This is a genomic window from Paenibacillus sp. 22594, from assembly GCF_052044425.1.
Taxonomy (GTDB): domain Bacteria; phylum Bacillota; class Bacilli; order Paenibacillales; family Paenibacillaceae; genus Paenibacillus_AQ.
In genome coordinates this window covers 1-348 of sequence record NZ_JBQENA010000060.1, presented here as the reverse complement: position 1 = coordinate 348, position 348 = coordinate 1, and the positions used below count along the sequence as shown (strand labels likewise).

Annotated in this window: 1 protein-coding gene; it reads left to right on the top strand. The window is 58.0% G+C overall.

The window, feature by feature from the left end:
* A partial coding sequence (locus tag ACTJKB_RS30995) for a glycoside hydrolase family 3 C-terminal domain-containing protein (RefSeq protein WP_440838053.1) occupies positions 1-348 on the top strand: 348 nt, incomplete at both ends.

Here is a 348-nt window from a genome sequence, read left to right as displayed (position 1 = left end):
TGGCCCTCTCAGGTGTGCAGCTGGAACTGTTCAAGGAGATTCATCAGCTGGGCAAGCCGGTGGTTGTGGTCTATATCAATGGCCGTCCGGTGAGCGAGCCATGGATTGAGGAGCATGCGGATGCCATTCTCGAGGCCTGGTATCCCGGCCAGGAGGGCGGCCATGCGGTGGCGGATATTCTGTTCGGAGATGTGAATCCTTCCGGACGGCTGACCATCTCCTGGCCGAAAGATGTGGGTCAGCTTCCGGTGTACTACAACGGCAAGCGTTCACGCGGCAAACAATACTTGGAAGCCAATTCGCAGCCCCGCTACCCGTTCGGGTATGGACTGAGCTATACCAGCTTCC